Source organism: Streptomyces sp. NPDC048415 (assembly GCF_040651675.1).
In the GTDB taxonomy this organism is placed as follows: domain Bacteria; phylum Actinomycetota; class Actinomycetes; order Streptomycetales; family Streptomycetaceae; genus Streptomyces.
Genome location: NZ_JBEZKJ010000001.1, coordinates 19,517 through 40,511, shown reverse-complemented (window position 1 = coordinate 40,511; position 20,995 = coordinate 19,517). Strand labels below are relative to the sequence as shown.

Here is a 20,995-nt window from a genome sequence, read left to right as displayed (position 1 = left end):
ACCGGCTACCGTACCCGTCAGTAACCGGAGCACACCTCAGGAGGCGCCCCATGCCGCAGCTCGAAGTCGACGGCGCAGCACTGACGTACGACGACGAGGGCCCGCGCGACGGCGACGGCGTGCCCCTCCTGTTCGTCCACGGCTGGACGGCGAACCGGCACCGCTGGGACCACCAGGTGGAACACTTCGCCGGGAAGCGCCGGGTGATACGCCTCGACCTGCGCGGGCACGGCGAGAGCGGCGGGGCGGGAGTGCGGACGATCGAGGAGCTGGCGAGCGACGTCCTCGCCCTCCTCGACCACCTGGAGGTCGAACGGTTCGTCCCCGTGGGTCACTCCATGGGCGGGATGATCTCGCAGACCATCGCCCTCTCCCACCCCGAACGGGTCGAGCGCATGGTGCTGGTGAATTCGATCGGCCGCATGACCTACAGCCGGGGCCGAGGCCTGGTGATGGCGGCGTCGACGCTGGTGCCGTTCAAGCTGTTCGTCGCCGCCAACATCCAGCGGGCCTTCGCCCCGGGCTATCCGCGCGAGGAGATCCGCAGGTATGTGCAGGCGTCCGCGGACACGCCCCGGGAGGTGGTCATGACGCTCTACGGCGCCATGCGCGCCTTCGACGTCCTCGACCGGGTCGGTGAGATCCGGGTGCCCACGCTGCTCGTGCACGGCTACCACGACATCCAGCTGCCCGTCTCCCAGATGCTGCGGATGGCGAAGGCCTACCCGGACGCGGTCGTGCGGATCCTCGACGCCGGGCACGAACTGCCCGTGGAGAAGCCGGCGGAACTGACCTCGGCGCTCGACTGGTTCGTGACCGGCCGAGCCTGAGGCTCCTTCCGCTGCGGCAGACACCCTTGACAGCGTGCGTACTGTTTCGCCACGTTTGAGCCTCGCCCAACAGCTCGAATCGTCGACCGTCAATCGTCGATCGCGGAACGAGCGCGTACACGGCGTGGATCTGCAGACAACCGAAGAAGTGGCAGGACGCGGACAGCGCGTCACAGGGGGAGTGGCCGGCCATGCGATCCATGAGTAAAGATGCGTGCGAGGTGCACATCACGATCCACCGGCTTGACGAGCTGAGCGTCTCGCTCCGCCAAGCCTGGCACCGGGCGATGGACGAGTCGCCCGAATACGCCAACCCCTTCCTCTCACCGGAGTTCGCGACCGGGATCGGCAGATACCGCGGTGGGGCGCGGGTGGCGGTCCTGCATGAATACGGGGAGCCCGTCGGGTTCTTCCCGTACGAGCGCAACTCCCTCGGTGTCGGCCGGGCCATGGGGCTCGGTCTGTCCGACTGCCAGGCCCTGGTGCACCGTCCCGGAGTCACCTGGGACGCCCAGGAGCTGTTGCGGGCCTGCGGGCTGTCCATCTTCGAGTTCGACCACCTGGTCGAAGAGCAGAAGCCGTTCGGCAGACATGTCACGGGGATGTTCGCCTCCCCGGTGATCGACCTGGAGCACGGCGAGGGCAGCTACGCGGAGTGGCTGCGCGGCGCGTACCCGGGGCTGGCCAAGACGACGCTGAAGAAGGAACGTCGCATCGGGCGCGACCTGGGCGAGGTGCGGTTCGTCTTCGACGAGCGCGACCCGCGCGTGCTGCGCACGCTCATGCAGTGGAAGTCCGCCCAGTACCGCAGGACGGGACGGATGGACCGGTTCGCGCGGCCGTGGATAGTCGACCTGGTGGACCACCTGTTCCAGGTCCGCGAGGAACACTTCACCGGCGTGCTGTCCGTGCTGTACGCCGGCGACCGGCCGGTGGCCGCGCACTTCGGACCGAGATCCCACACGGTGTTCGCGTGCTGGTTCACCGCGTACGACCCGGAGTTCCGCTACTACTCGCCGGGGTTGATCATGCACCTTCGGCTGGCCGAGGCGGCCCGCCGGGACGACGTGCGGCTCATGGATCTGGGGCGCGGCGACAAAGAGTACAAGGACTGGCTCAAGACCCGGGAGCTGCGCGTGGGCGAGGGGTTCGCGACCCGTCCGCACCCGGTGGCGGCGGCGCACCGACTGTGGCGCAGACCGGTGCGCGGCCTGCGGAACACGGTCCTGGCCCATCCCACGCTGCGGGAGTCGGCCGACCGGCTGCTGAAGACGGTCGGCACGTGGCGCACGTCGGGCCGCGCGGACTCGGGCGCAGCGGGACCCCGCGCCCGCTGAGATCCGGCGGACCAGGGAACCCGGTCCTCGGTGCCCGGCGTGCTGATCGCGTACGCCGTCCAGCGAACCCGGTCCTCGGTGTCGGGCGTGCTGATCGCGTACGCCGTCCAGCGAACCCGGTCCTCGGTGTCGGGCGTGCTGACCGCGTACGCCGTCCAGAGCCACCCGAACCGCCGCCCCAGCGACCGCCTACCGCCATGCCCCCCCGCGCCGTTCGCCGGCTCGAACGCCTACGTCGTTCTCCTGCGGCGCCCCGGCGCCAGATGTTCCTGGCCGCCGTCACACGGCGACGACCCCCACCCCCGCCTCCTCGAAGCGCCGCACCGTCTCCTGCCCCACCGCCGCGTCCGTGACCAGCGTGTCCACCGCGTCGGCCGCGCAGATCCGGGCGAAGGCGCGCTGCCCCAGCTTGCTGGAGTCGGCGGCGACGATGACGCGCTCGGCGCGCTCGCACAGCAGGCGGTTGATCGCGGCCTCCGCCTCGTCGTGGGCGGCCGCACCGTGCGTGGCGTCGAAGGCCACCACTCCGAGCACGGCGACGTCGAGGGTGATCTGGCTGAGCACGCCGTCCGCGAGGGGGCCGATGAGCTCGTACGACTGCGGGCGCGCGACCCCGCCGGTCACCACGATCTTGAACTGGGGGCGCACGGCGAGCTCATTGGCGATGTTCAGCGCGTTCGTGACGACGGTCAGCGCGGGGGAGCCGGACGCGAGATCCGGGCGTACGGCCAGGGCACGCGCCACCTCCGTGGTGGTCGTGCCGCCCGTGAGGCCCACAGCCTCGCCCGGTGCGACGAGGTCGGCCACCGCCTTGGCGATGCGCTGCTTCTCGGAGGCGTGGCGGGCCGTCTTGTAGCGCAGGGGCAGTTCGTACGAGACACCGTGGACGACCGCGCCGCCCCGGGTGCGGACGAGCATCTGCTGCTCGGCGAGCTGGTCGAAGTCGCGCCGGATCGTCGCGGCCGACACGTCCAGCTGGGTCGCGGCCTCCTCGACATCCAATCGCCCCCGCTCCACGAGCAGTTCCAGCAGCGCCTTCCAGCGGGCGTCGCGCGACATCCGCACTCTCCATTCCTCGATCCTCAGCGACCCTAACGCACCCCACCCGGCGCTCGAATGCTTGATTGTGCTCGAAAGCTCGCTATATCTTGCAGGAACAAGCATCAGTGGGAGGGGTACGGCATGTCGCATGTCGAGAACGAGCTGAGCAGCCAGCCGGAGTGCTGGATACGCGCAGCCGAGCAGGCCGCCGCGCACGGAGGAGCGCTACCCGCGGCGGGGGAGCGGGTCGCGATCGTGGGATGCGGCACCTCCTTCTTCATGGCGCAGGCCGTGGCTGCCCTCAGGGAACAGTCCGGGCAGGGCGAGACGGACGCCTTCGCCGCGTCGGAGTTCCCCGACGCCCGCTCGTACGATCGCGTGGTCGCGTTCACGCGTTCGGGGACCACCACCGAGGTGCTCGAGCTTCTCGGGCGGCTTCGGGGGCGTACGCGTACGACGGCCATCACCGCCGACCCGGACACGCCGGTGATGGAGTGCGCGGACGACGTCCTCGTGCTCGGCTTCGCCGACGAGCGGTCCGTCGTGCAGACCAGGTTCGCGACCACCGCGCTCACCCTGCTGCGTGCCCACCTCGGCCTGCACAGCGACGCCGTCGTCGCCGACGCGCGCACGGCGTTGGCGGCTCCGCTGCCCGAAGGGCTCGTCGACTGCACGCAGTTCACCTTCCTCGGCCGCGGCTGGACCGTCGGGCTCGCCAACGAGGCCGGACTCAAAATGCGCGAGGCCTCGCTCGCCTGGACCGAGGCCTACCCGGCGATGGAGTACCGGCACGGCCCCATCAGCATCACTACCCGGGGCACCGCCACCTGGATGCTCGGTGAGGCGCCGGAAGGGCTGGCCGAACAGGTGCGGGCGACCGGCGGACTGTGGGTGGACGGCGGTCTCGACCCGCTCGCCGAACTCGTCCGCGCCCAGCGGCTGGCGGTCGCGCTCGCCGCCTCCCGTGGGTTGAACCCCGACGAGCCGCGCCACCTCACCCGCTCGGTGATCCTCAGCCCGACGGCCCGCTGAACCGGCCCAATGACCCGCTGAGAAGGAGGAGTTGTGCCACTCGCAGCAACCGGTGACCTGGTTCGGGCGGCCGTCGACACGCGGACCGCCGTCGCCGCGTTCAACATCATCACCCTTGAGCACGTCGAGGCCGTCATCGCGGGCGCCGAGTCCATCGGCGCGCCCGTCGTCCTCCAAGTCAGCGAGAACGCGGTGAAGTTCCGCTACGGACGGCTGCTTCCGCTGGCCCGTGCCGCCACCGCGGCCGCCGAACGCGCCTCGGTGCCGGTCGCGTTGCACCTCGACCACGTCCAGAGCGACGACCTGCTGCGACAGGCGCCCGGCGCGGGGTTCAGCTCCGTGATGTACGACGCGGCACGGTTGCCGTATGCGGAGAACCTCGCCGCGACCCGGGCCGCCGCCGACTGGGCACACGCCCAAGGGCTCTGGATCGAGGCGGAGTTGGGGCAGGTGGGCGGAAAGAACGGCGCGGGGCCGCTCGACGCGCACGCGCCCGGCGCCCGGACCGACCCCGCCGAGGCCCGCGCCTTCGTGGCCGACTCCGGCGTGGACGCCCTGGCCGTGGCGATCGGCAGCTCGCACGCGATGACCACGCGCACCGCGGCCCTCGACCACGACCTGCTCAAGCGGCTCACGGCAGCGCTCGGCGTGCCGCTCGTCCTGCACGGCTCCTCCGGTGTGCCGGACGACGAGCTGACGGCGGCCGTCGCGGGCGGCATCGCCAAGGTCAACGTGGGAACGGCGCTGAACATCGCGATGACCGGCGCCATCCGGGAGTTCCTCGCTGCCCACCCCGCGGCGGTGGACTCACGCAAGTACCTCAGCGTGGGGCGGGAGGCGATGGCGCGCACGGTCGCGCGCCTCATCGGCGTACTACGCGGCTGACGGCAGGTGGCAGGCGGGAGGCGGGAGGCGGGAGGCGGGAGGCGGCAGGCGTGAGGCGGAGCGACCGGTCGACGTCAAGCGGCGTCCGTCTCGACCAGCCTCTCGAAGAAGAACTCGTGCTTGAGGAACGACACGTCGTACTCGTGCCCCGGATACGGCGGGATCAGCTGCGCCGCCTGGAACAGCCGCCAGCCGTCCTCCAGGGCGCGCACGCCCGTCGTGTACGGGGGTTCGTCGCTGTCCCCCGTAGTGGGCGACGTACGCCCGGTGCCGTCGTAGACCGACCAGCCCACCACGTCCGAGTCCAGCGCGGAGGTGGCCAGGTACAGGGCCAGGACTTGCTGACGCGTGCTCATGCAGCGCTCTCCTGAGGACGGTTGGAGACCCGGGTCACCCAGTGGTCCAGGTCGAAGGAGTCGTCCCCGGTGAGTGAGCGCCACAGCACGACGCGGTTGTAGACCTCAAGTCGGGCCGTGGCCGGTTCGTACCACGAGAAGGTCGTGGCCAGTTCCCCGGCAACCCGGGGGTCCCCGAGATCCGAGGTGTCCCACAGACGCCGCTGCGGCACCGTCGGATTGAAGCGGATCTTGAACATGTAACGGACCGCGTCACTGTCGTTGCGTCGTCCGCCGTGCCACAGCCCATGGTGCAGAAACACCACGGTGCCGGCCGGGCAGACGAGCCGACTCTGTCCGCGCAGGTTCTGGTAGCGCCCGGTGTCCGACTCGTTCGTGCGCCGCAGATGGCTGCCCGGGACACTGAGGGTGCCGCCCATGTCGAGGGTGATGTCGTGCGGGTAGTACATCAACTGGACATCGAAGGCGTCCGTGCGCGCATCGGTGATCGCGTCTCCGTGCAGAGGCTGCGCCTGTCCCTGGCGGGGTTCGCGGATGTGGACGGCGTGATGGTCGACGGCGGGTCCGGGACCGACGAGACTGTGCAACGCCCCAGCCACAGAAGGGAGTTCCAGAAGGCGGCGGACGAAGGACCCGTCCGGGTAGGCGTCCGGGACGGGACTGCCGTACGGCACACCGGGCAGGCCCTCGCGCAGCACCGTGATCCCCTCGGCGTTCATCTCTGGCGGCACCACGGCGTCCAGCCGCAGCGAGCCGTGGGCCACGAAGTGCGCCATCCGCACCGAACCGAGCAGAGGGCCGCCGGTCGTGTACTCCAACGTGTTGGTCATGCGATCCAACGTAGGACCGGTTCGCGGACGGGCGCGTGGGCCCCACTCACCACTACTGGTAGTTTTTCACCATGCGGGAGACGGAGCTGCACCTAGGTGAGCCCCCCGCCGTCGTCAACGTCGGCGTCGGCGTGCACGGTGTCGCGAGCCCCACGGACGTCTTCCGGCTTCCGGAGCTGTGGCAACTGCACCTCTACCAGTACGACGCTGAGCTGACCGTGGACGGCACGTCGCACGTCATCCGTCCCGGCCGCGTGAGCCTCGTACCGCCCGGCACCACGGTCCGCTACCGCTACCAGGGCCGCTCCGAGCACCTCTACGCCCACCTCCGCATCACCCCCGCCGGTCCGCCGCGCACCATCCCCGTCATGCAGGACACCGGTCCCGAACTCGCCACGCTCTCGGGCCTGTTGCTGCACGCGATCGCCGCCGCCCCCGGAGCGCCCGAGCGCACCCGCGCCGAGATCTGGACCGCGCTGTGGCGCATCGCCGACCTCACGCCGCCCGCCGTGCCGAATCCGGGCCCGCATCCCGCGGTGAGCACCGCGATCGCCCACATCGAGGCTCACCTCGCTGCCCCGCTCACCGTCCCCGGGATCGCCCGCGCCGCCGGGATCTCCCACAACCACCTCACCCGGCTCTTCCGCGCCGAGACGGGCATCACGGTCGTGGCCTACATCCGCCTCCGCAGACTGGAGCGCGCTCACCACCTGCTGCGCGCCTCGACGCTGTCCATCCCGGCTGTGGCGGCCTCCGTGGGCATCACCGACCTGCAGGCCTTCAACAAAGCGTGCCGCCGCGAACTCGGAGCCGCACCCCGCGTGCTGCGCGGGGCTACTTCTTGACGGCCCTGAGGACCACGAACTTCGCGTCGCTGGCCACGAGTTCACTGTTGCCGAAGAGGCGGCGCAGCTTCAGGTGGTAGCCGAGATGACGATTGCCGATCACCCACAGCTCGCCGCCCGGCCGCAGGGCCCGCCGCGCCTCCGAGAACATCCGCCAGGCCGTCGTGTCCGTCGTCGCCTGATGCGAGTGGAACGGCGGATTGTTGACGACGAGGTCGACGCTTCCGGCGGCCACGCCCGCCAGCCCGTCGCCCACCCGGAACTCCGCGGCGCCGCCGGCGTTCGCCCGGTAGGTCGCCTCTGCCGAGGCCACCGCCTGGTACGACTCGTCCACGAACAGCACCTCGGCCTCGGGATTGGCCAGCGCCATCGCCGTACCGACCACCCCATTGCCGCAGCCCAGGTCGACGACCCGCTCGGTGCCACGGCTGCGCGGCAGGTGCTGGAGGAGGAACCGGGTCCCGATGTCGAGACGGTCGGCGCAGAAGACGCCCGCGTGGTTGACGACGGTGCGGCCGGAGACCGGACCGATGCCGTCGGGAAGCTGGTAGCTGTACGGCCACGGGCTGGCGTCCCGCGCGATCCCCGGGTACGGGGTGCAGAAGATGAGCCGCGCCTTCTTCTCGGCCAGCGACGTACGGGTCGGGCCGATGATCCGCTCGAAGAGGCGCAGGGTGGAGGTGTGGATCTCCTTGACCATTCCGGTGCCCACGACGACCGTCCCCTCATGCACGCCGGGCGCCAGCCGGTGCAGCTGGTCCTCCAGCAGGGCGAGGCTCTTCGGCACGCGGACGAGCAGCACGTCGACTCGCTCGGGAGGGGCGTCCTGGGTGGTGAGGAGCCGTACCGAATCCTCCTCGACACCGGCCCGCGCCAGATTCGCCCGGGTCGCCTCGTGCGCGAGGAAAGAGTCGGTGATCTGCGTCGGCCGATGCGCCGACAGCGCCGTGGCCAGCGCACCCCAGCGGTCGCCGACGACCACGACCGACCCGGTCAGCGGGGTCCCGCTCTCCGCGAGATGCCGCAGCAGATAGGTGTCGGCGGCGTCCCAGGCACGCAGCCGGTCGCGGGGGTCCTCGGGGAAGCGGGCCAGCGCGTACTCGCCCCACGGTGTGGTCATACGGTCGTTCATCGTGGGTCAAGGCTAAGCGACGCCGGCCGGTCCGGGTGCGCGAGGATGGGCTCATGGCGATGGACGCGGAGCTGTTTCCCCGCAGCCGGGCAGAGATCGCACCCGCAGCGGTGCACATTCCGGACTGGCTGGACGCCGACGGCCAACGGCACCTCCTGGAGGCCTGCCGCGCCTGGGCCCGCCCACCGGCCGGCCTGCGCACCGTCCGCACCCCCGGCGGCGGCACCATGACCTCCCGGCAGGTCTGCCTGGGCTGGCACTGGTATCCGTACGGGTACGCGCGCACGGCCGTCGACGGCGACGGCGCTCCCGTCAAGCCACTGCCGGACTGGCTGGCCGAGCTGGGCCGGGACACGGCCAAGGACGCCCTCGGCGCCCGGGCCGCGCCGTCCGCCCCCTACGACATCGCGCTGATCAACTTCTACGACGCCGACGCCCGCATGGGCATGCACCGCGACAGCGACGAGAAGTCGGACGCGCCCGTCGTGTCCCTGAGCCTCGGCGACACGTGCGTCTTCCGGTTCGGGAACACGCGCTCGCGCGCGCGGCCGTACACGGACGTCGAGCTGCGCAGCGGGGACGTATTCGTGTTCGGCGGGGCGTCCCGGCTCGCGTACCACGGGGTGCCGAAGGTGTACGCGGGCACGGCGCCGCCCGAGTTGGGGCTGACCGGACGGCTGAACGTCACGCTGCGAGTGAGCGGCTTCTGAGCCCGCGCCGCTCCGCCCCTCGCTTGGCGGCCGGGCGGGTCACCGAAGGAGCGGATCATGGGAGACTCGCCTTCATGAACGGCAAGGCGGGCCCCCGGGCGGCGGGGGAAGGGAACACGCGGACGCGGCTGGACCGGGGGCGCGGGGCGCTCGGGCCGGCGCTGCAGCTCGTGCACACCGGGCGTGCGCCGACGCGTGCCGTGCTCACCGCCGAGCTGGGGGTCACCCGGGCGACCGCGGGCGCGGTGGCCGCGGAGCTGGAGGCGCTGGGGCTGATCCGGGTCGACGCACGGCCCGGCGCGGCGGCCGGTTCGCAGGGACGGCCCTCGCACCGCCTCGAGGTCGCCGAGGACGGGCCCGTCGCACTGGCCGCTCAGGTGCACGCCGACGGCTTCCGCGCCGCGCTGGTCGGCCTGGGCGGCCGGATCGTCGCGACCGCGCCCGGCTGCGAGACCGTCGACGCCGATCCGGCGAAGGTGCTCGGCTCGGTCGTCGAGGCCGGTGCCGAGCTGCTGCGCGAGACCGGTCGGCGCTGCGTGGGCGCCGGACTCGCCGTGCCCGCCGCCGTCGCCGAACCCGAGGGCCTCGCCCTCAACCCCCTGCACCTGGCCTGGCCCGCGGGTGCCCCCGTACGCCAGATCTTCGCCGAACGGGTGCGCGCCGCCGGAATCGAGGGACCCGCTTTCGCCGCCAACGACGTCAACCTGGCCGCCCTCGCCGAGCACCGGCACGGCGCGGGCCGCGGCGCGCGCGACCTGCTGTGTGTGGCCACCGGACACCGGGGCGTCGGCGGAGCCCTGGTGCTCGACGGGCGCCTGCACACGGGCAGTTCGGGGCTCGCCCTCGAAGTCGGCCACCTCACCGTCAACCCCGACGGCCGCCCCTGCTACTGCGGCAGCCGCGGCTGCCTGGACGTCGAGGCGGACCCGCTGGCCTTCCTCATCGCGGCGGGCCGCGACCCCGGCCCCGAGGTGTCGCTGCTCCAACAGGCGAACGACCTGATCCGCGCCGACTACGCCGATCCGTCCATCCGCACGGCCACCGAGGCGCTGATCGACCGGCTGGGCCTCGGACTCGCCGGCCTCGTCAACATCCTCAACCCCGACCGCATCATCCTCGGCGGACTGCACCGCACCCTGCTCGACGCCGACCCGGGCCGACTGCGCGCCGTCGTCGCCGACCGCAGCCTGTGGGGCCAGAGCGGAGGCGTACCGATCCTCGCCTGCACCCTGGACCACAACAGCCTGGTGGGAGCGGCCGAGTTGGCGTGGCAGCCGGTGCTGGACGATCCACCGGGGGCGCTGGCCCCGCTCTGAGGAGGCGGACGCGCCCGCGCCGGCCTAGGACCATGAGGCGGCGAAGGCGCGCCCGGGATTGTCGGTGAGGATGCGGTCCACCAGGTCCTTGCCCAGGGCGAGTTCGAGCCTCGGGCGTACACGCCGCAGCAGATACGGCATCCCCGGGCCGCCGTTGACCGAGCGTGCCGCGGCGGTCGTCGTGTCGCCGCCGAGAAGCAGCCGGTGGCCGAAACCCGCGTCGGCGAGGGCCCGTACGGCGTCCGGCATGCGCCAGTCGGTGGCGTGATGGGCACGGGAGGGACCGTCGAAGGCCAGATACGCCCCCGCCTCGGCGGCCTCGCGCTGCACCAGGAAGTCCGGCGAGCGGTTGAGATGGCCCAGGATCACGCGGTGCGCGGGTACCCCCAACTCGCCGCACAGCAGGTCGAGTACATCGAGGGCGGCCGTGCCCAGCTCCAGGTGCACGGCGATCGGCGCACCCGTGGCGTGGTGGGCCTCGGCCGCGGCGGTCATCGTCCAGCGGGCGTGCGCGTCGAGGGCGTGGAAGCCGCCGGCGACCTTGATCAGCCCGGCTCTGACGCCGGACGTGCCGATGCCCGACGTGAGTTCGCGGACGAAGACCTCGGCGAGCCTGCCGCGCACCTCGGCGAGCAACTCCGCGGTGTAGTGCGCCGCTTGGTGCAGTCCCGTCGCGGCCACCACATGGACGCCGGTCTCGCGCGCGAGCAGGGGCAGGTCCGCGGCGCGCCGGCCCAGGCCGTACGGCGTCCACTGCACCACACTTGTGCCGCCCTGTGCGCGGAACGCGGCCAGCTCGGCCCGTGCGGCGGACCGGTCGCGCAGTTCCTGGCCGGGGAGTTGGGCGCTGCCGAAGAAGAGGTGGTCGTGCGCGTCGCACACGCCCAGCTCCTCGGGGCGGATGTCGCCGAGGACCGTACGGACCGTGCTCACCACTGTCGGCCCCGCGGCAGCCGGTCGCGTTCCGGCGCCGAGATGTGCAGCACCTGGAAGACCTCACCCGAAGCCTTGGGGGAGTCGTGGTCCCAGAGCGAGAAGTGCACCAGCTCCCAGTGCCGGGGATCGACGGCGGCGGCCGCGCAGACCGCCCCGTCCAGCGCGGCCAGCCGCCCGGCCTCGCGTACCGCCTCCTCCATCACCACCGACAGCTCCACTCCCTCGGGTATGGGCTGCCGTCGCCGCACCGCGACCTCGGCGGCTGAGCCGGCGGCGACCCCCTCCTCGTACGCCAGTCCGGTCCAGTGCTGCACCACCGGTCGCCCGAAGTCGTTGACGAGCCCCTGGAACGCACCGCCCCACAGAAAGGAGTTCACGCCCTCGCCGGAGTTCCACAGATAGAACGGCGCGTACTGGTTGACCGGGGAGCCGTTCAACCCGCGCTCGCGCATCAGAAACGTCTTGAATCCGAGCCCGTCCCAGTCATCGAGCAGGTGCCCGATGCGGGAGACGCGGCCCCGGATGATGTCCATGTCGTAATCGGCGGGGAAGGTGAGCTCGTACTGCATGGCGTGCATCGGAATGCCCTTCCTGTTGGTGTGCGTCCGCGGGAACTCCCTCAGCGGAGAGGCGAGAGGAGGGCGAGCAGTCCGCGGACGCCGGTGTCGAAGGCGGCTGATGAGCCGGACGCGCGGGCCAGCACATAGCCGCCCTGGACGGTCGCGAGGATCGTCGCGGCGATCTCCTCCGCGTCGAGCGTGGGCGCGAACTGGCCCTGTTCCTTGCCCTCTTCGACGATTCCGGCCAGGCGCTCGCGCAGCCAGTCGATCGTCTCGTCCACCGGCGCGCGCAGCTCGTCGCTCGCGATCACCTCCGGGTCCATCGTCAGCCGCCCGACCGGGCAGCCCCGCAGCACGTCACGCTCGCGGCGCAGATACGCCTCGATGCGCTCGTACGGCGATCCGGGCGAGCTCAGTACGTCCTCGGCGGCAGCCCGCAGTTCCTCGGCGGTGCGGCGGATCGCGGCGAGCGCCAGATCGTGTTTGTCCTTGAAGTGGTGGTACATGCTGCCCTGTCCGGCGCCCGCGTGCTGCTGGATCGCCTTGGGGCTGGTGCCCACGTACCCGCGCTCCCACAACAGCTCGCGGGTGGACTCGATCAGTCGCTCCGGAGTGCTCATGACGACACTGTACATACTAGTAGGTACAGAAGTCGAGGGTCTTCGGGAGCAGTGGACGACGCCCCGCGTACTCCCGCGGAGGTACGCGCACGGCCGCTGGCCGTACGACGACTTCGGCCCCTCCCGGCGCCAGTCTCGAAGCATCGCAACAGGCCCGACCGAGGAGATGACTTCAGATGCAGACCCTGGCGAACTGGGACGGCGGCCCCGGCCCGTGGATCCTCTTCTTCCCGCTGATCTGGGCGGCCGTCGTGATCGGCGTCGTGACCGTCCTGCGCCGCACCGTCGGGCGCGGTCGCCGCGGCCCGTGGGGCGCGACGGGCGGCTTCGGTCCGGTGGGCGATTCACGCCCCACCGGCGACTCCCCGATCGCCGTGCTCGGCCGCCGCTTCGCCTCCGGCGAGATCGACGAGGACGAGTACCGGCGCCGGCTCTCCGTCCTGGACGAGCAGTTCGGCCGTACGGGCAAGGGAGGTGCGGCATGACCACAGCGACCGTCACCCGGGGCGCGGCCCGCGTCGCCGACGCCGTCAAGGTGTACGGCTCCGGGGACACCGCCGTGAGGGCCCTGGACGGGGTGAGCGTCGGCTTTCCCGCCGGACGCTTCACCGCGATCATGGGGCCCTCGGGCTCCGGCAAGTCCACCCTCATGCACTGCGCGGCGGGCCTGGACACGCTCACCTCCGGGGCCGCGTACATCGGCGACACCGAACTGGGCACCCTGGACGACCGCCGCCTGACCCTGCTGCGCCGCGACCGCATCGGCTTCGTCTTCCAGGCGTTCAACCTCGTCCCGACGCTGACCGTCGCGGAGAACATCACGCTGCCGATGGATCTCGCGGGAGCCGGGCGCGACGGTGAGTGGATCGACGCGCTCGTCGACGTCGTCCGCCTGCGCGACCGGCTCCACCACCGCCCCAGCGAACTCTCCGGCGGCCAGCAGCAACGCGTCGCCGTGGCCCGGGCGTTCGCCGGCCGGCCCGATGTGGTCTTCGCCGACGAACCCACCGGCAACCTCGACTCCCGCTCCGGCGAGGAGGTCCTGAACCTCCTCGGCCGGGCGGTGCGCCAGATGAACCGTACGGTCGTCATGGTCACCCATGACCCGGTCGCCGCCGCGCACGCCGACGAGGTGGTCTTCCTCGCCGACGGCCGCCTCGTGGACCGGATGGAATCCCCGACGGCCGACAAGGTCCTCGACCGGATGAAGGCCTTCGACGGCTCCGAGGGCGGCTCCGGCGGCCTCATCACCCAGGGGGCGCCGTCATGAACGCCGCACTGCGCATCAGCGTCTCGTCCCTGCGGGGCCACAAACGCCGCTTCGCGGGAACGTTCCTGGCGGTGCTCCTCGGCGTCGCGTTCCTCGCCGGAACACTCGTCATGGGCGACACGCTGCGGACGAGCTTCGACACCATGTTCGGCAACGCGACGAAGGGCACCGACGCCGTCGTCCGCAGCGCGGACACCATCACCACGCCCGGGGAGAGCCAGGGCGTTCGTCAGCCCGTCGACACCGCCCTGGTGAGGACCCTCGAGCAGACCCCCGGGGTCGCGGCAGCCGTGCCCGACATCCAGGGCGCGGGCCAGCTCGTCGGCTCCAACGGCAAGCCCATCGGCGGCCAGGGCCCGCCCACCCTCGCGGGAAACTGGATCGACGACCCGAAGCTCAACGCGTACCGACTCGCCGAAGGCCGCGTCCCCTCGAAGTCCGGCGAGGTGGTCGTCAATCGCGGCGCCGCCAAGAAGGGCGACCTGAGGATCGGCGACACGACGACCCTGCGCACTCCTGATCCCGTCCAGGTGACGATCGTGGGCCTCGCGACCTTCGGCGGCGAGGACGGCATGGCGCAGGTGACCTTCACCGGAATGACGCGGGCCGACGCCGAGAAGTACCTCACCGCGAAGCCCGGCGAGGCGGCGAGCATCCGCGTACGGGCCGGCCCCGGCGTCAGCCAGCAGAAGCTGGTCTCCAATCTGACACCCGTGCTTCCCAAGGGAGTTGAGGCCATCACCGGCCAGGAGTCGGCGCAGGAGAACACCGACATGATCTCCAGCCAGTTCCTGACCGTCTTCACCACCTTCCTGCTGGTCTTCTCGGGCATCGCGCTGCTCGTCGCGACGTTCTCCATCCACAACACCTTCGCGATCGTCGTCGCCCAACGCACCCGTGAGAACGCCCTGTTGCGCGCCCTCGGCGCCTCGCGCCGCCAGGTCACCGTCTCGACCCTCATCGAGGCGAGCGTCGTGGCCGTCGCCGCGTCAGCCGCCGGACTCGCGGGCGGCATCGGCATCGCGGCCGGGCTGCAGGCACTCTTTCCGGCCATCGGATTCCCGTTCCCCGACGGAGACTTGGTGATCAGCGGGCTCTCCATGGTGCTCCCGCTGGCGGTGGGCATCGTCGTCTGCCTCGGCTCCGCGCTGCTGCCCGCCGTACGCGCCGGACGCACCGCTCCGCTGGCCGCGTTGCGCGAGACGGCCGTCGACCAGTCCGGGGCCTCGCGCGGACGCGCCGTGGTCGGCGGTTGTCTGGCCGCGCTGTCGGTGTCCGTCACCCTGTCCGGCGTACTCGTGAAGCCGTCCCTGTGGCTCGCCGGCCTCGGAGCGGTGCTCGCCCTCGCCGCCTTCGTGGTCCTCGGCCCCGTCGCGTCATCGACGGCCGTACGGGTTCTCGGCGCGCCTCTCGACAAGCTGCGCGGCGTCACGGGAGGGCTCGCCCGGCGCAACGCGCTGCGCAGCCCGAAGCGGACCGCCGCCACCGCGAGCGCTCTGATGATCGGGGTCGCCGTCGTCTCGCTGTTCACCGTCTTCGGCGCCTCGCTGAAGGCCACCATGGACCAGACCGTCTCCCGGTCCTTCGCGGGCGACCTGGCCGTCAGCACCCCCTCGTTCGGAGCCGGAGGCAGCGGACTGAGCCCGAAGCTGGCGCCCGCCATCGCGCGGCAGCCGACGGTCGACAACGCCGTCGGTCTGGGTCGCGGTGTCGCCGAAGTCGACGGCGAAGGGCGTGCGTTGACCGTCACCGACCCGGCCACGCTCGGCAAGGTGTTCGACCTCGGCAACGTACGCGGCTCGCTCGACGACCTCGGCACGGACGGCATCGCCATCACTGAGAAGGAGGCCGACAAGCAGCATCTCAAGGTCGGCGGCACGGCCCACCTCGCCTTCACCGACGGCAAGAAGGAGCCCTTCACCGTCCGCGCGGTCTACGGCCACTCGGAACTCGCCGGCGACTACGTCATCACCCGCGCCGCCTGGGCCCCGCACCGCACTCAGGACTCCGACACGCTCGTCGCCGTCTCCTTCAAGGACGGGGTGAGCACGGCCGAGGGCAAGGCGGCGGTGCGGACGGTCGCCGAGCGGTACGGCAACCCGGAGGTGCAGACCCGCGACGAGTACGCGCAGTCCTCGGCCGGCGGCATCGACATGATGCTGACCCTGGTCTACGCGCTGCTCGCCCTGGCGGTGCTCATCGCCCTGCTCGGCATCGCCAACACACTCACGCTCGCGATCCACGAGCGCACCCGTGAACTCGGTCTGCTGCGGGCTGTCGGACAGACCCGGGCACAGTTGCGTGCCATGGTCCGCTGGGAGTCGGTCCTGGTGGCCGCCTTCGGCACGGCGGGCGGGCTCGCGCTGGGCGCCTTCCTCGGCTGGGTGCTCGTCAAGGCATCCGACGGCCTGTCGGACAGCGCTTTCGCCTTCGCGATGCCGCCCGTGCGACTCGCCGTCGTGGCCCTGGTGGGCCTCGCGGCCGGAGCCCTCGCGGGCCTGCGCCCGGCGCGGCGGGCGGCACGCATGGACGTGCTGCGCGCCATCGCCACCGAGTGAGCCACAGCTTTGCGTCCGGGATGCGCCGGACGGGGGTCACCGCCCGGTCAGCCGGCAACGGCGGACCGGGCGGGAGCGTGTTCCGGCCTGTGTCCGTCGCGCCCGTCGAGGGGCTGCCTGCGCGTGGTCTCGCGGGCCGTGTCGTACGACAGACGGACGGGGGCCGCCACCACGGGCGTCGGCGCCGGAAGTGTGAACCACACGACCTTGCCCGACTCGCCGTCGGGACGCACTCCCCAGCTCTCACTCACCGCGGCGACCATCGAAAGGCCGCGGCCGCAGGTGGACGTGGGGTCCGCGTCCCGGACCTCGGGAAGGCGGGGGTCGTGATCGCGCACCGAGACCGTCAGCCGGTCGAGCAGCAGCTCGATCTCGACGGTGCACAGTTTGTCCGGCTGGGCGTGCCGGTGGACATTGCTCAACAGCTCGGTCACTCCGAGCGCGGCCCGGTCTATCAAGGGGTCCAGATGCCAGTAGCGCAACTGCGCAGAGACGATTCTGCGGACCTGGCCGATCCGCGACGGCAGGGCTTGGAGCTCCACCGTGCAATGCCTGCTTGGCTGGCTGATCACGGCTGCGACTCCCCGAATTGAGGTCCGGAAGAAGACGGAGATCGGATCCAGCAGAGTGGCTGAGTGGAACGGCCGCCTGCTGAGGTGGCCGGCGGGCTGGTTCGCAGCGTTATCGCCGGTAAACCCAGAGTGATGTGAGAACAGAGTGACTCAGGGGGTACGGTCCCGCAACTCGCGGCACCCTTCAGCCGTGGCGGCGACGCTGCGGTCCTCGCGCCAGGGCCGGCCGCACCGCGTACCGCTTCAGTTGTCGTGTCCTGCTGCTGATCTCTCGCCTGACCTGCGGTGGGCGCATTGCTCGAGCCGGGGTGGGGCGCGCTGCTCGAGCGGGGGTGGGTGCCTTGCTCGACCTGTGGTGAGTGCCCGGCTGTCGCGCGCATTGCCCGAGCCGCGGCGCTGGGCGGCTGCCCGGCGCTTGGCATGAGCGCCGAGGGCCGGCTGCCCGGTGCTCGGCTTGAGCGCCGAGGGTCGGCTGCCCGGTGCTCGGCATGAGCCGCGGCGGGTGCTCCGCTGCCACGGCACCGCTTCAGCCGCTGCGCCCCGCCGCCCTGCGTACTGCGTCGATGAACCGGCGCGCCGAGGGCGGCCCCGGCCTACCGGGCGCGGGGTCGTGCTCGCCGAGGGTGAGCGAGTACCGCGTGCCGTTGACGTCCGCCAACGCCCGGTCCTCGTGCGCGAACCAGGGCTTCGTCGCGCGCACCGCCTGCACCGGCGCACTGTCGATCTCGCTGCCGTAACTGGTGAGCAACTGCAGCCTGCCGTCGCTGATCCGGACCTGCCCGGCCCGGGTGAGCGAGCGCAGCCTCTTCCCGATCCGCACGCCCGTGGCCGTGAACTCCGGCTCCGCCATGATGCCCCGCCCCCTTGTGCGCTTCGGCTGTGACCTGTCGTGATCCCGCGTCGGTCCGTGATCCAGTGTGCACCCGCCGCGGACCGCCCTCCCACGCTGCGGTCGGCGGGGCGGACACGTCCCGTGCGGTGCAGTCTGCCCGCAGGCACCGGCGAGCACCAGTGCGCATGCCGAGGTGGCGGGCGCGGCGGGAGCACGCACCGGGATGCGCCCCCCTCGTACGGTCCGCCCGCCCCAGGGCTGCCTTTGGGCTGCTCAAAGCTGTGTTTATGCAGGTGAGAAGCGTGCGGAAGGTGTTTATGATCGAGGCGTCCGACCAGCTGAACCGGCGTCGGCACGATGCGTTAGGAGCCCGCCGTGAGCAGCACCCAGCAGACCACCCGGACCGGCGAAACCCTCGACGTCGACCACAGCGACGCGGAGTACCGGACCTGGCTGAAAGAAGCCGTACGCAAGGTCCAGGCCGACGCCAACCGTTCGGCCGACACACATCTGCTGCGCTTCCCGCTGCCCGAGCACTGGGGCATCGACTTGTACCTGAAGGACGAGTCGACCCACCCCACCGGCAGCCTCAAGCACCGACTCGCCCGCTCGCTCTTCCTCTACGGACTGTGCAATGGCTGGATCCGGCCCGGCCGGCCCGTCATCGAGGCGTCCAGCGGCTCGACGGCCGTCTCCGAGGCTTATTTCGCCAAACTCATCGGCGTGCCCTTCATCGCGGTCATGCCGCGCACGACGAGCGCCGAGAAGTGCCGTCTGATCGAGTTCCACGGCGCCCAGTGCCACTTCGTGGACGACTCGCGCCGGATGTACGAGGAGTCCGCCGCCCTCGCGGCCGAGACCGGCGGCCACTACATGGACCAGTTCACCTACGCGGAACGGGCCACGGACTGGCGCGGCAACAACAACATCGCCGAATCCATCTTCCGCCAGCTGGAGTTGGAACGTTTCCCGGAGCCGGCGTGGATCGTCGCCACGGCCGGCACCGGCGGCACCTCAGCGACCCTCGCCCGCTACGTCCACTACATGCAGTACGACACCCGTATCTGCGTCGCCGATCCGGAGAACTCCTGTTTCTTCGAGGGCTGGACCACCGGCGATCCGGACGTCACCTGCGACTCCGGCTCGCGCATCGAGGGCATTGGCAGGCCGCGCATGGAGCCGAGTTTCGTGCCCGGCGCCATCGACCGCATGATGAAGGTGCCGGACGCGGCGAGCGTCGCCGCCGTACGCGCCCTGGAAGCGGCCATAGGCCGCAAGGCGGGCGGCTCGACCGGCACCGGCCTGTGGAGCGCGCTGAAGATCGTCGCCGAGATGGTGGCTCAGGGACGCACGGGCAGCGTGGTGACGCTGCTGTGCGACCCCGGGGACCGCTATTTGGACAAGTACTACTCGGACGCGTGGCTGGCCGAACGGGGCCTGGACATCGCGCCCTACACGGCGGCGATCAGGTCGCTGCTGCAGACGGGCGTCTGGCCGAACTGCCACTCGAGCGCCTGACGGCCGCCGCGCGGTCCTGCGTGCGGTCACGAGGGTGCGCGGTCACGAGGGCGTGCGGTCAGATGGGCGTGCCGACGGGCGTGCGGTTATGGGGCATGCGGTCGGCCGGGCGTGCCAGCGTGCGGGTGTGCCGACGTGCAGTCGGGCGAGCCGGCAGGCGTGTGGTCATGGGACGTGCGGTCGGGCGGGTGTGCCGGCGGGCGGTCAGGTGGGCGTGCCGGCAGGCGTGTGGTCATGGGCCGTGCGCAAGGGCGGGAGTGCCGTCAGGCGGCCTGCGCTCGGGCGGGTGTGCCGTCAGGCGGCCTGCGCTCGGGCGGGTGTGCCGTCAGGCGTGTGTCGATGCCAGCCGCTGGTCCAGCGCCGTCATCGCGGTGCGGAAGGCGCGGCCCAGACCCGCCCGACCCAGCACGAGGGCCGCGCGGAAGGGGGCTGTCCCGTCGGCGGCGAAGGTCCACCGCACCCGCGTGCCCGTCCCGGCGGGCGTGAGCCGCCACTCCTCGACCAGGGCGCGGGCGCCCGGCGCGTTCGTGACGTCCACCCGGTACGCGTACACCTCGGGGGCCTGGGTCACGAGGACGGTCTCCTCGAAGCGTGTGCCGCCCCGCAGCCGAACCTCGCGCCCCGTGCCCTCGGCCGTCGGCCGGGCGAGTGTCACGGCCGAGAACCACTCGCTCCAGCCGGGTGTGTCCTCGGCCAGCGCGTGGAAGACCGCCTCAGGAGCTGCGGTCACCTCCCGCGCGAACACCAGACGCAGCGGAGCGGTCTCGACGAAATCGGGTCCCACCGGACGCAGACGGCGTGCCATGAACGAAACCCCCTTGCGGGAACCGAGTCCCGGACGGCAGCGGGCGATGACCAGGGCGCGCCCGTACCCCGGGCCACGCGAACGGTGTCGCCGGCGGTGCGGGCAGCGTCACCATAGCTGGCGGGCCGTCAGATGTCTGTACCGTCTCCGGGCTCACCGGCCACCACCAGCCGCCTGAGGTGCTCCGCGATCTCCACGCGAGCCTCGGCGGGCAGCCCGGCGTCGGTGACCAGTGTGTCGACCTGTTCGAGCGCGGCGAACGAACTGAGGCCCACCGTGCCCCACTTGGTGTGGTCGGCGACCACGACGACACGCCGCGCGGACTGCACGAGCCGCCGGTTCGTCTCGGCTTCCGCCAGGTTCGGCGTCGACAGGCCCGCCTCCAGCGATATCCCGTGCACACCCAGGAACAGCACATCGAAGTGGAGCGCCGCGATCGCCTGGTCGGCCACGGGCCCGACGAGGGAGTCGGACGGCGTACGCACCCCACCGGTGAGGACCACCGTGGCGGCGCCCTGCCGCTGACCGGACGTGCGCTGCGCCGAGTGGAACACGTCCGCCACGCGCACCGAGTTGGTGACCACGGTCAGGTCCGGGACGTCAAGGAGCTGATGAGCCAGCGCGTACGTCGTCGTCCCACCCGAGAGCGCGATCGCGGAGCCCGGCGCGACCAACTCGGCGGCGGCGCGCGCGATGTCCTCCTTGGCGGTCAGCTCCAGACCCGACTTGGCCTCGAAGCCCGGCTCGTGCGTGCTCGCCTCGACCACCGGCACCGCGCCGCCGTGCACCTTCTCCAGGACGCCCTGGCGGGCGAGGGCGTCGAGGTCGCGGCGGACCGTCATGTCGGAGACGCCGAGCTTGCGGGTCAACTCGTTCACGCGGACGCCACCGCGGCGGCGCACCTCGTCGAGGATCAGGGCGCGACGCTGCTCCGCGAGGAGGTTCTGATTCTCACTCACGTCCGCTCCGGTCCCTTCGCCGCTGTCTGCCCGACACTCCGTCCGAACCCA

Annotated in this window: 22 protein-coding genes; 11 read left to right on the top strand and 11 right to left on the bottom strand. The window is 71.6% G+C overall.

Annotated elements, in window-relative coordinates; genetic code table 11:
• Positions 1-50 precede the first annotated feature (50 nt).
• Together AB0D27_RS00185 and AB0D27_RS00180 are read left to right on the top strand one after the other, a co-directional pair.
• Complete coding sequence (locus tag AB0D27_RS00185; protein ID WP_362500667.1) at positions 51-830, top strand: alpha/beta fold hydrolase; 780 nt, start codon at positions 51-53, stop codon at positions 828-830.
• Positions 831-1,021: 191 nt separating this feature from the next.
• Positions 1,022-2,167 (top strand): GNAT family N-acetyltransferase, encoded by a 1,146-nt coding sequence (locus AB0D27_RS00180; protein WP_362500665.1) that lies wholly within the window; start codon positions 1,022-1,024, stop codon positions 2,165-2,167.
• A 279-nt stretch (positions 2,168-2,446) separates the two neighbouring features.
• Here the strand turns inward: AB0D27_RS00180 and AB0D27_RS00175 are convergent, their stop codons facing one another.
• Positions 2,447-3,226 carry a DeoR/GlpR family DNA-binding transcription regulator gene (locus AB0D27_RS00175; protein WP_362500663.1) on the bottom strand — a complete coding sequence of 260 codons (780 nt, stop codon included), beginning with the start codon at positions 3,224-3,226 and terminating at the stop codon, positions 2,447-2,449.
• Positions 3,227-3,349: 123 nt separating this feature from the next.
• Between AB0D27_RS00175 and AB0D27_RS00170 the strand changes: the two genes are divergently transcribed.
• Both AB0D27_RS00170 and AB0D27_RS00165 read left to right on the top strand, forming a co-directional pair.
• Positions 3,350-4,240 carry a sugar isomerase gene (locus AB0D27_RS00170; protein WP_362500661.1) on the top strand — a complete coding sequence of 297 codons (891 nt, stop codon included), beginning with the start codon at positions 3,350-3,352 and terminating at the stop codon, positions 4,238-4,240.
• Positions 4,241-4,273: 33 nt separating this feature from the next.
• The gene (locus tag AB0D27_RS00165; protein ID WP_362500659.1) at positions 4,274-5,125 is read left to right on the top strand and encodes a class II fructose-bisphosphate aldolase; all 852 of its coding nucleotides are present in this window, start codon (positions 4,274-4,276) and stop codon (positions 5,123-5,125) included.
• A gap of 74 nt (positions 5,126-5,199) precedes the next feature.
• Here AB0D27_RS00165 and AB0D27_RS00160 read toward each other — a convergent pair whose 3' ends face one another.
• The gene (locus tag AB0D27_RS00160) at positions 5,200-5,481 is read right to left on the bottom strand and encodes a hypothetical protein (RefSeq protein WP_362500657.1); all 282 of its coding nucleotides are present in this window, start codon (positions 5,479-5,481) and stop codon (positions 5,200-5,202) included.
• Positions 5,478-6,311, bottom strand: coding sequence for a phytanoyl-CoA dioxygenase family protein (locus tag AB0D27_RS00155; RefSeq protein WP_362500655.1), 834 nt, complete (start codon positions 6,309-6,311; stop codon positions 5,478-5,480). The genes AB0D27_RS00160 and AB0D27_RS00155 overlap by 4 nt, the downstream gene beginning before the upstream one ends.
• A gap of 71 nt (positions 6,312-6,382) precedes the next feature.
• On the opposite strand from AB0D27_RS00155, the gene AB0D27_RS00150 reads away from it, so the two are divergent.
• Entirely contained in the window at positions 6,383-7,156 is a 774-nt protein-coding gene (locus tag AB0D27_RS00150) for an AraC family transcriptional regulator (protein WP_362500653.1), read from the top strand.
• Here AB0D27_RS00150 and AB0D27_RS00145 read toward each other — a convergent pair.
• Positions 7,146-8,288 (bottom strand): methyltransferase, encoded by a 1,143-nt coding sequence (locus AB0D27_RS00145; protein ID WP_362500651.1) that lies wholly within the window; start codon positions 8,286-8,288, stop codon positions 7,146-7,148. The genes AB0D27_RS00150 and AB0D27_RS00145 overlap by 11 nt on opposite strands.
• 59 nt (positions 8,289-8,347) lie before the next feature.
• On the opposite strand from AB0D27_RS00145, the gene AB0D27_RS00140 reads away from it, so the two are divergent.
• A complete protein-coding gene (locus tag AB0D27_RS00140; RefSeq protein WP_362500910.1) occupies positions 8,348-8,998 on the top strand; it encodes an alpha-ketoglutarate-dependent dioxygenase AlkB in 651 nt (216 codons plus the stop codon).
• Between the two features lie 74 nt (positions 8,999-9,072).
• Positions 9,073-10,314 carry an ROK family protein gene (locus AB0D27_RS00135; RefSeq protein ID WP_362500649.1) on the top strand — a complete coding sequence of 414 codons (1,242 nt, stop codon included), beginning with the start codon at positions 9,073-9,075 and terminating at the stop codon, positions 10,312-10,314.
• Positions 10,315-10,338: 24 nt separating this feature from the next.
• On the opposite strand, the gene AB0D27_RS00130 is transcribed toward AB0D27_RS00135, so the two are convergent.
• From AB0D27_RS00130 to AB0D27_RS00120, 3 genes are read right to left on the bottom strand one after another with little or no spacing between them, the layout of a single operon-like run.
• Positions 10,339-11,250, bottom strand: a complete 912-nt coding sequence (locus AB0D27_RS00130) for a phosphotriesterase (RefSeq protein WP_362500647.1) — start codon at positions 11,248-11,250, stop codon at positions 10,339-10,341.
• On the bottom strand, positions 11,244-11,828 hold the full coding sequence (locus AB0D27_RS00125) for a DUF4865 family protein (RefSeq protein WP_362500645.1): 585 nt from the start codon (positions 11,826-11,828) through the stop codon (positions 11,244-11,246). The genes AB0D27_RS00130 and AB0D27_RS00125 overlap by 7 nt, the downstream gene beginning before the upstream one ends.
• A 41-nt stretch (positions 11,829-11,869) precedes the next feature.
• Positions 11,870-12,430 carry a TetR/AcrR family transcriptional regulator gene (locus tag AB0D27_RS00120; protein ID WP_362500643.1) on the bottom strand — a complete coding sequence of 187 codons (561 nt, stop codon included), beginning with the start codon at positions 12,428-12,430 and terminating at the stop codon, positions 11,870-11,872.
• A gap of 176 nt (positions 12,431-12,606) precedes the next feature.
• Between AB0D27_RS00120 and AB0D27_RS00115 the strand changes: the two genes are divergently transcribed.
• Genes AB0D27_RS00115 through AB0D27_RS00105 form a run of 3 tightly spaced genes read left to right on the top strand, consistent with a single transcriptional unit; the run spans position 12,607 to position 16,258 of the window.
• Complete coding sequence (locus AB0D27_RS00115) at positions 12,607-12,915, top strand: SHOCT domain-containing protein (RefSeq protein ID WP_362500641.1); 309 nt, start codon at positions 12,607-12,609, stop codon at positions 12,913-12,915.
• Entirely contained in the window at positions 12,912-13,700 is a 789-nt protein-coding gene (locus AB0D27_RS00110) for an ABC transporter ATP-binding protein (RefSeq protein WP_362500639.1), read from the top strand. Before AB0D27_RS00115 ends, AB0D27_RS00110 begins: the two co-directional genes overlap by 4 nt.
• On the top strand, positions 13,697-16,258 hold the full coding sequence (locus AB0D27_RS00105; RefSeq protein WP_362500637.1) for an FtsX-like permease family protein: 2,562 nt from the start codon (positions 13,697-13,699) through the stop codon (positions 16,256-16,258). Before AB0D27_RS00110 ends, AB0D27_RS00105 begins: the two co-directional genes overlap by 4 nt.
• A gap of 47 nt (positions 16,259-16,305) precedes the next feature.
• Here the strand turns inward: AB0D27_RS00105 and AB0D27_RS00100 are convergent, their stop codons facing one another.
• On the bottom strand, positions 16,306-16,830 hold the full coding sequence (locus AB0D27_RS00100) for an ATP-binding protein (protein WP_362500635.1): 525 nt from the start codon (positions 16,828-16,830) through the stop codon (positions 16,306-16,308).
• 526 nt (positions 16,831-17,356) lie between these two features.
• Positions 17,357-17,680, bottom strand: coding sequence for a hypothetical protein (locus tag AB0D27_RS00095; RefSeq protein ID WP_362500633.1), 324 nt, complete (start codon positions 17,678-17,680; stop codon positions 17,357-17,359).
• 357 nt (positions 17,681-18,037) lie between these two features.
• Between AB0D27_RS00095 and AB0D27_RS00090 the strand changes: the two genes are divergently transcribed.
• Positions 18,038-19,180, top strand: a complete 1,143-nt coding sequence (locus AB0D27_RS00090) for a PLP-dependent cysteine synthase family protein (RefSeq protein WP_362500631.1) — start codon at positions 18,038-18,040, stop codon at positions 19,178-19,180.
• Between the two features lie 325 nt (positions 19,181-19,505).
• On the opposite strand, the gene AB0D27_RS00085 is transcribed toward AB0D27_RS00090, so the two are convergent.
• The gene (locus tag AB0D27_RS00085; RefSeq protein WP_362500629.1) at positions 19,506-19,985 is read right to left on the bottom strand and encodes an SRPBCC family protein; all 480 of its coding nucleotides are present in this window, start codon (positions 19,983-19,985) and stop codon (positions 19,506-19,508) included.
• Positions 19,986-20,113: 128 nt separating this feature from the next.
• Positions 20,114-20,944: a DeoR/GlpR family DNA-binding transcription regulator gene (locus tag AB0D27_RS00080; protein ID WP_362500627.1), complete on the bottom strand. Its 831-nt coding sequence runs from the start codon at positions 20,942-20,944 to the stop codon at positions 20,114-20,116.
• Positions 20,945-20,995 lie beyond the last annotated feature (51 nt).

What these genes read in the sequence shown, in the direction of transcription:
- AB0D27_RS00185 (WP_362500667.1), top strand. Translation starts at nt 51, where the DNA reads ATGCCGCAGCTCGAAGTCGACGGCGCAGCACTGACGTACGACGACGAG.
- AB0D27_RS00180 (WP_362500665.1), top strand. Translation starts at nt 1,022, where the DNA reads ATGCGATCCATGAGTAAAGATGCGTGCGAGGTGCACATCACGATCCAC.
- AB0D27_RS00175 (WP_362500663.1), bottom strand. Translation starts at nt 3,226, where the DNA reads ATGTCGCGCGACGCCCGCTGGAAGGCGCTGCTGGAACTGCTCGTGGAG.
- AB0D27_RS00170 (WP_362500661.1), top strand. Translation starts at nt 3,350, where the DNA reads ATGTCGCATGTCGAGAACGAGCTGAGCAGCCAGCCGGAGTGCTGGATA.
- AB0D27_RS00160 (WP_362500657.1), bottom strand. Translation starts at nt 5,481, where the DNA reads ATGAGCACGCGTCAGCAAGTCCTGGCCCTGTACCTGGCCACCTCCGCG.
- AB0D27_RS00155 (WP_362500655.1), bottom strand. Translation starts at nt 6,311, where the DNA reads ATGACCAACACGTTGGAGTACACGACCGGCGGCCCTCTGCTCGGTTCG.
- AB0D27_RS00150 (WP_362500653.1), top strand. Translation starts at nt 6,383, where the DNA reads ATGCGGGAGACGGAGCTGCACCTAGGTGAGCCCCCCGCCGTCGTCAAC.
- AB0D27_RS00145 (WP_362500651.1), bottom strand. Translation starts at nt 8,288, where the DNA reads ATGAACGACCGTATGACCACACCGTGGGGCGAGTACGCGCTGGCCCGC.
- AB0D27_RS00140 (WP_362500910.1), top strand. Translation starts at nt 8,348, where the DNA reads ATGGACGCGGAGCTGTTTCCCCGCAGCCGGGCAGAGATCGCACCCGCA.
- AB0D27_RS00135 (WP_362500649.1), top strand. Translation starts at nt 9,073, where the DNA reads ATGAACGGCAAGGCGGGCCCCCGGGCGGCGGGGGAAGGGAACACGCGG.
- AB0D27_RS00125 (WP_362500645.1), bottom strand. Translation starts at nt 11,828, where the DNA reads ATGCACGCCATGCAGTACGAGCTCACCTTCCCCGCCGATTACGACATG.
- AB0D27_RS00120 (WP_362500643.1), bottom strand. Translation starts at nt 12,430, where the DNA reads ATGAGCACTCCGGAGCGACTGATCGAGTCCACCCGCGAGCTGTTGTGG.
- AB0D27_RS00115 (WP_362500641.1), top strand. Translation starts at nt 12,607, where the DNA reads ATGCAGACCCTGGCGAACTGGGACGGCGGCCCCGGCCCGTGGATCCTC.
- AB0D27_RS00110 (WP_362500639.1), top strand. Translation starts at nt 12,912, where the DNA reads ATGACCACAGCGACCGTCACCCGGGGCGCGGCCCGCGTCGCCGACGCC.
- AB0D27_RS00105 (WP_362500637.1), top strand. Translation starts at nt 13,697, where the DNA reads ATGAACGCCGCACTGCGCATCAGCGTCTCGTCCCTGCGGGGCCACAAA.
- AB0D27_RS00095 (WP_362500633.1), bottom strand. Translation starts at nt 17,680, where the DNA reads ATGGCGGAGCCGGAGTTCACGGCCACGGGCGTGCGGATCGGGAAGAGG.
- AB0D27_RS00085 (WP_362500629.1), bottom strand. Translation starts at nt 19,985, where the DNA reads ATGGCACGCCGTCTGCGTCCGGTGGGACCCGATTTCGTCGAGACCGCT.